Origin of the sequence: Nevskia soli (assembly GCF_903970205.1) — a bacterium.
Taxonomy (GTDB): domain Bacteria; phylum Acidobacteriota; class Terriglobia; order Bryobacterales; family Bryobacteraceae; genus Bog-113.
Genome location: NZ_CAJCHS010000047.1, coordinates 23,801 through 29,867 on the forward strand (window position 1 = coordinate 23,801; position 6,067 = coordinate 29,867).

The 6,067-nt window shown below is 62.1% G+C and carries 7 protein-coding genes; all 7 read left to right on the forward strand.

Translation table 11 applies throughout. The annotated features are described in order from the left end of the window. Nucleotides 1-16 precede the first annotated feature (16 nt). The 7 genes from H1Y01_RS02475 to coaBC are packed head-to-tail and all read left to right on the forward strand — an operon-like array spanning nt 17 to nt 6,010. Entirely contained in the window at nt 17-187 is a 171-nt protein-coding gene (locus tag H1Y01_RS02475) for a Trm112 family protein (RefSeq protein WP_180538509.1), read from the forward strand. Nucleotides 188-206: 19 nt separating this feature from the next. Continuing rightward, nucleotides 207-1,127, forward strand: a complete 921-nt coding sequence (locus H1Y01_RS02480; protein ID WP_180538510.1) for a glycosyltransferase family 9 protein — start codon at nt 207-209, stop codon at nt 1,125-1,127. A gap of 10 nt (nt 1,128-1,137) precedes the next feature. Then, nucleotides 1,138-2,961 (forward strand): ABC transporter ATP-binding protein, encoded by a 1,824-nt coding sequence (locus tag H1Y01_RS02485; protein WP_180538511.1) that lies wholly within the window; start codon nt 1,138-1,140, stop codon nt 2,959-2,961. Between the two features lie 2 nt (nt 2,962-2,963). Then, entirely contained in the window at nt 2,964-3,869 is a 906-nt protein-coding gene (locus H1Y01_RS02490; protein ID WP_219341199.1) for a YicC/YloC family endoribonuclease, read from the forward strand. Beyond that, entirely contained in the window at nt 3,869-4,519 is a 651-nt protein-coding gene (gene gmk, locus H1Y01_RS02495; RefSeq protein ID WP_180538512.1) for a guanylate kinase, read from the forward strand. Before H1Y01_RS02490 ends, gmk begins: the two co-directional genes overlap by 1 nt. Nucleotides 4,520-4,528: 9 nt before the next feature. Beyond that, nucleotides 4,529-4,786: a DNA-directed RNA polymerase subunit omega gene (gene rpoZ, locus H1Y01_RS02500; RefSeq protein ID WP_180538513.1), complete on the forward strand. Its 258-nt coding sequence runs from the start codon at nt 4,529-4,531 to the stop codon at nt 4,784-4,786. After that, complete coding sequence (coaBC, locus tag H1Y01_RS02505) at nt 4,787-6,010, forward strand: bifunctional phosphopantothenoylcysteine decarboxylase/phosphopantothenate--cysteine ligase CoaBC (protein ID WP_180538514.1); 1,224 nt, start codon at nt 4,787-4,789, stop codon at nt 6,008-6,010. Nucleotides 6,011-6,067: the final 57 nt, after the last annotated feature.

Genomic DNA, 6,067 nt, shown 5'->3' on the forward strand with positions numbered 1-6,067 from the left:
CCGGTAGCGGAACATTATGGCGATAAGTGCGGAGTTACTTGAAATATTGGTGTGCCCGGCTTGCAAGTCGAAGCTGGAGCTAAAACCCGACGGGAGCGGTTTGCGCTGCGTTGAGTGCCACCGGTTATATCCGGTGCGGGATGACATTCCGCGCATGCTGATCGACGAAGCCGGCATTGATGAATAGCGCCGATGAGTAATGCCCGATGAGTAGCGTGCTTGACCGCGTGCCGCTCGGGTCGCGTGTGGCCGTGATCCGGCTGCGATCGATGGGCGATTCCATCCTGGCGACGCCCGCGCTTCATTTGCTGAAACAGGCGCGGCCGGATTTGCAGATCGGCTTGGTTTCGGAAGAACGCTTCGCCCCGGTGTATGCGGGCAACCCGGACGTGAGCGCGGTTCTTGCGCCGGGCGCTCGGGAGTTGCGCCGGTTTAGGCCTGCGCTGTGTCTAAACCTGCATGGCGGCACGCGAAGCGCTCGCTTGACGCTGGCATCCGGAGCGCGGTGGCGGGCGGGTTTCGGGCATTACCGGTTCCAGGCGATCTATAACGTGCGGATCCCGCGGGCGCAGCAGATTCTGGGCGTCGAGCGGACGGTTCACACGGCCGAGCACGCGGCATCGGCGATGTTTCATCTCGGCGTGCCGCAACAGGAGATTCCGCGGGCTCGGCTCTTTGTGAGCGCTGCGTCGCCGTTGCCGCTGCACGAGCCCTACGCGGTCATTCATGCATCGGCATCGGCTCCCGAGAAGACGTGGCCCGCGCCATCCTTCATGAATGTGGCCCAGCATTTGAAACGGGAGTTGGGGCTGCAGCCCGTGTTTGTGGCGGGTCCGGGCGAAGATGTGTCGCCGTTTCAGCGCTGGCCGGCGGTCGCGGGCGCTTCGCTCGAGAGCTTGAAAGCGCTGATCGCCGGCGCTTCGCTGTTCGTGGGTAACGATTCCGGGCCGGCGCATATGGCCGCGGCCTTCGGGGTTCCCTTGGTCGTCCTCTTCGGGCCTTCGGATGCGACGGTATGGGCGCCTTGGAAGTGCGAGGCGCAGGTGTTCAAAGCGAACGGCCCGATCCACAGCATCTCCGACCAGGAAGTGATGCGGGCACTCGATCGCATGCGGGTACATGCTTGAGGTTTGACCCATGAAGGACTGGCTGCGGCTTCTGAAGTACGCGCGGCGCTACCTGCCGCAACTGATCCTGTCCGTCATCCTGATGGCGCTGGTGGGCGCGGCGCACGCATCCATGGCGCTGCTGATTCAGCCGGTTATCGACCGCGTGCTTTCCCCCGGCCACACGCATGCCCCCGTCTATCTCTACGACAATCCGTTCACCCGCAAGCCGGTGTATCTGGATGCGCTGCTGCCCGGTGTTCACGATGTCTGGACCGTGGTTTCGATCGCCATTTTGGTCGTGTTTGCGGCCAAGGGAGTCTTCGATTACGTCGCGAATTACCTGGTGAGCTACGCGGGATTTTCGGCGATCACGAACTTGCGCGCGGAAGCTTTCCAGAAGGTCGTGCGGCAGAGCGCGAGCTTCTACGAAACGCATTCGACCGGGCGCGTGATGAGCTCGATCATGAGCGACATCGAGAAAGTGCAGACCGCGATTTCAAGCGTGCTGGCCGATTCCATGCGGCAACTCTTCGTTGTCGCCGGATTGCTCTTCGTCGTGCTGCATCGCGATTGGCGGCTGGCGCTGGTCAGCTTGACGGTGCTGCCGTTCGTGCTCTATCCAACGGTGCGCATCGGCCGCCGCATCCGCCGAACCAGCCGCAACACGCAGGATGCCGCGGGCGAGATCAATCAGATCTTGCAGGAAGCCATTACCGGGCAGGAAGTGGTGAAGGCGTTCGGCGCCGAGAAATATGAGGTGCGGCGGTTTCAGGCCGCGAGCGAATGGCTGCTGAAAGGGAATCTGCGCTACGTGCTGCAGCAGGCGATCGCATCGCCGCTGATTGAATTCTTCGCGGCCGTGACGATTGTTGCGCTGCTCGGTTACGCGCGCACGCAGATTCAAAGCGGCGCGCTGACGGCCGGACAATTCACGAGTTTCGTGATTGCGCTCCTGATGCTGTACGAGCCGGTGAAACGGCTGACCAACATCCACAACATGTTCGAGCAGGCGATGGGCGCGGCGCAGCGCGTGTTTGAATATCTGGACGAGCCGGAAGAGATCCGCACATTGCCCGGCGCGCGCATTTTGCCGGGTCTGCGCCATGGTATCCGGTTCGAACGAGTTCGTTTCGCATATCCGAACGCTCCCGATACACCGGCGCTTCTCGACATCAATCTGGAAGTGGCTTCAGGTCAAGTGGTGGCACTGGTCGGGCCGAGCGGCGCGGGCAAATCGACACTCGCGCGGCTGGTGGCGCGCTTTCATGATCCGGGCGCGGGCGCGGTGCTGATCGATGGCGCGGATCTGCGGAGTTTCACGCTCGATTCGCTGCGCGCGCATATCGGCCTCGTCGCGCAGGATACCTTTCTGTTCAACGACACGGTCGCGAACAATATCGCTTATGGGAACCAGGCGTTCAATCGCGAAAAAGTGCGCGAAGCCGCACGGGTCGCGCTGGCGGACGAGTTCATCGAGCGCATGCCGCACGGCTACGACACGGTGATCGGCGAGCGCGGAGTCAAGCTGAGCGGCGGGCAGCGGCAGCGTCTGGCAATCGCCCGGGCGCTGTTCAAGAACGCGCCCATCCTGATTCTGGATGAGGCGACTTCGCATCTGGATGCCGAATCGGAGATGCTGGTGCAGCGGGCGCTCGGCAATCTGATGGTCGGGCGCACCGTGATCGTGATCGCGCATCGTATCTCGACCATCCGGAGGGCGGATAAAATCGCGGTGCTGGAGCGCGGGCGCATCACGGAAGAAGGCACGCACGAGGAGTTGCTGCGGCTCAACGGCACGTATCAGCGGCTGCACGAGTTGCAGTTCCTGGAACCGGTCGGGATCGAATTGTGACTATGAGAGCCCGGAGCATGACCGGCTTCGCGCGAGCACGCCGCAGCGCGGGCGCGGTGGATGTCGAAATCAATCTGAAAAGCGTGAACCACCGCGGGCTCGATCTGCATTTTCATATGCCTTCGGCGCTGGATCCTTTCGAACCGACGGCACGCGCGGCGTTGAAGCAGTGTCTGGAGCGCGGACATGTGCAAGTCAACGTGCTGGTTGACCGAGGTGCCGAGCGCGGCGCAAACGGGACAGCCGGGTCCGTAAACATCGGGCTGCTGGAACGCTGGGCCGATGCGTTTCGCGAAGTGGCGCGCGTGCTTGGATCGTCAGAGCAGCCGGGTCCCGAAGCGGCGCTGCGCGTTCCCGGAATCCTTGAGACCGACGGCCGTATCGAGTGGACACCGGAACTCGAATCGGCGTTGAACGAATGTCTTGCCGAAGCGTTGAATGAACTGCAGGCGTTCCGGGCCCGAGAAGGCGCGGTGCTCGCGGTGGAAATCGCGGGCCGCGCGCGCGCAGTCGAGGACCTGGCCGAACGCATGAGCGGCTTGCGCGAGAACGCTGCGGCAGCGTTTCAACAAAGGCTGACGGCGCGGTTGAACGAGTTACTGCGCGGGACCGCCGTCGAGCCGCAGCGCCTCATACAGGAAGCGGCGATTCTGGCCGACAGGAGCGACATCAGCGAAGAATTGATTCGCCTGAAAACGCACGCCGCGCAGGTGCTCGAAGTCCTGCACGGCGAAGGTGGGATCGGGAAAAAGCTCGATTTTCTGCTGCAGGAGATGAACCGCGAAAGCAACACGATCCTGTCGAAAACGGGTGGACTCGGCGATCAGGGGCTCAAGTTGACCGACCTGGGACTTGCCGCCAAGGCGGAGATCGATAAAATGCGCGAACAGTCGCTAAATCTGGAGTGATGGGAACACCGGTCGTATTCATCATCTCGGCGCCGTCCGGGTCAGGTAAATCGACGCTTGTCGCCCGGCTGCTTCGGGATGTGCCGCGTCTCACGTTCTCCGTTTCCTACACGACGCGCCGGCCGCGCGGGGCGGAACAGAATGGCGAAGACTACGTTTTCACGACCCGCGAGGACTTTGAAGCGCGCATCGCGAATGACGAATTCCTGGAGTATGCGGACGTATTCGGCAACTACTACGGAACGCATTACGGGGTGCTGAGCGCGGCCGAGGTGAAGGGCTGCGATCTGGTGCTCGACATCGACGTTCAAGGTGCGGCACAATTAAAGAGGAAGGTCCCCGGCGCCGTTTCGATTTTCATCCTGCCGCCCTCGCGGAAAGTGTTGGAAGCGCGGCTGCGTTCCCGGAGCGAGGATTCGGACGCGGTGATCGAGCGCCGGTTGCACGATGCCGCGCGCGAAATCGAGAACTATCGCGCTTACGACTACGTGCTGATCAACGACAATCTCGAGGAGTCGTCGTTGACACTCATCGGAATTGTCCGGGCGGAACGGGTGCGACGGGCGCGGGTGGAAGAGCAAATCCAGCCGATCCTTGAAACCTTCCAGGACGGTTTGCAACATGCCGCTTTACAGGAAGATAGGAGTTAGGTAAGTCGAATGAGTGAATTTAGAAGCAATTCCCACTGCACGCTGCCCGATGACGCGGAGCAAAGCACGTATCGATACATCATTGTCGCGGCCAAACGGGCGCGGCAGCTTCAGGGCGGGTCGCGTCCACTGCTGCCGACGACGGCTAAGAAGGCTACCGTGATCGCGACGGAAGAAGCGCGGCGCGGACTGGTCAAATACTACGTGCCGGGCCAAACCGACGAGCCGGTGGAAGAGGAAGCAACGGCTGAGGAATCGCCGAGCTAGATGCGGATCGCGCTGGGGGTGAGCGGCGGCATCGCGGCTTATAAAGCCGCGGAACTCGCGCGTCTGCTGATTCAGCGCGGGCATGAGGTGCAGGCCATTCTGACGGACGCGGCGCAGCAATTCATTACGCCGTTAACCTTCGCCACGCTGACCGGACGCAAGCCGATTACCTCGCTATTCTCCGACGGCAGCGCGGAATCCACGCTCGCGAGTTCCGTCGAGCATATCGGCGTGGCGCAGGAGAACGATCTGCTGGTGGTCGCGCCTGCGACCGCGAATGTGCTGGCGCAGTTCGCGCATGGCTTCGCCGGCGATTTTCTGAGCACGATGTATCTGGCGTTCACCGGACCGGTGGTGTTGGCGCCCGCGATGAACGCCAACATGTGGGGACATCCGGCCACGCGCTCAAATCTGGAAGTACTGCGCGGACGCGGGCACGTGATCGTGAGTCCGGGTGATGGTTTCCTGGCTTGCGGTGTGATCGGTCCGGGGCGGCTGGCCGAGCCGGTGGAAATTGCGGATGCGGTGGACCGCGCGTGTAAGCCGCAGGTGGTTCACGACCTCGTCGGCGAAACCGTGTTAATCACGGCAGGTCCTACGCAGGAGCCGATTGATCCGGTTCGATTTCTATCCAACCGTTCGAGCGGCAAGATGGGTTTCGCGCTGGCTGAAGCCGCGGCCGCGCGTGGCGCGCATGTCATTTTGATTAGCGGTCCGGTGGATCTGCATACGCCGTCCGGAGTCGAGCGCGTCGATGTGAAGACCGCGGAGGAGATGCGCAATGCGGTGTTCGCGCATCTGGACGGCGTGTCGATCGTGATCAAGTGCGCGGCGGTGGCTGACTTCCGGGTAGCCAGCGTGCCCCAGCACAAGATCAAGAAAACGATGGCGCGATTCTCGGTGGAGTTGGACCCGACCCCGGACATCCTGGCGGAGTTGGGCCGCAAGAAGGGCGATCGCTTGCTGATCGGGTTTGCCGCTGAGACCGAGAATCTGGTTCAGGAAGCGAAGCGCAAGCTGGAAGCGAAGAATTGCGACATGATCGTCGGCAACTTAGTGGGCCAGTCGGATACGGGCTTCGAGAGCGACGACAACCAGGTCATTCTGGTGACCCGCTCCGGCACGACGGAACTGCCGCGCGCGCCCAAGCGCGTGATTGCGGATCAGATCTTCAACGAGAGCATGAAGCTGCGTTTGCTGGCGACGGCGCCTTATGCGCACTGAAGATATTCGGCGGCAACTTGAGTTCTATCGCGATCTCGGCGTGAAGGAGATCTATCG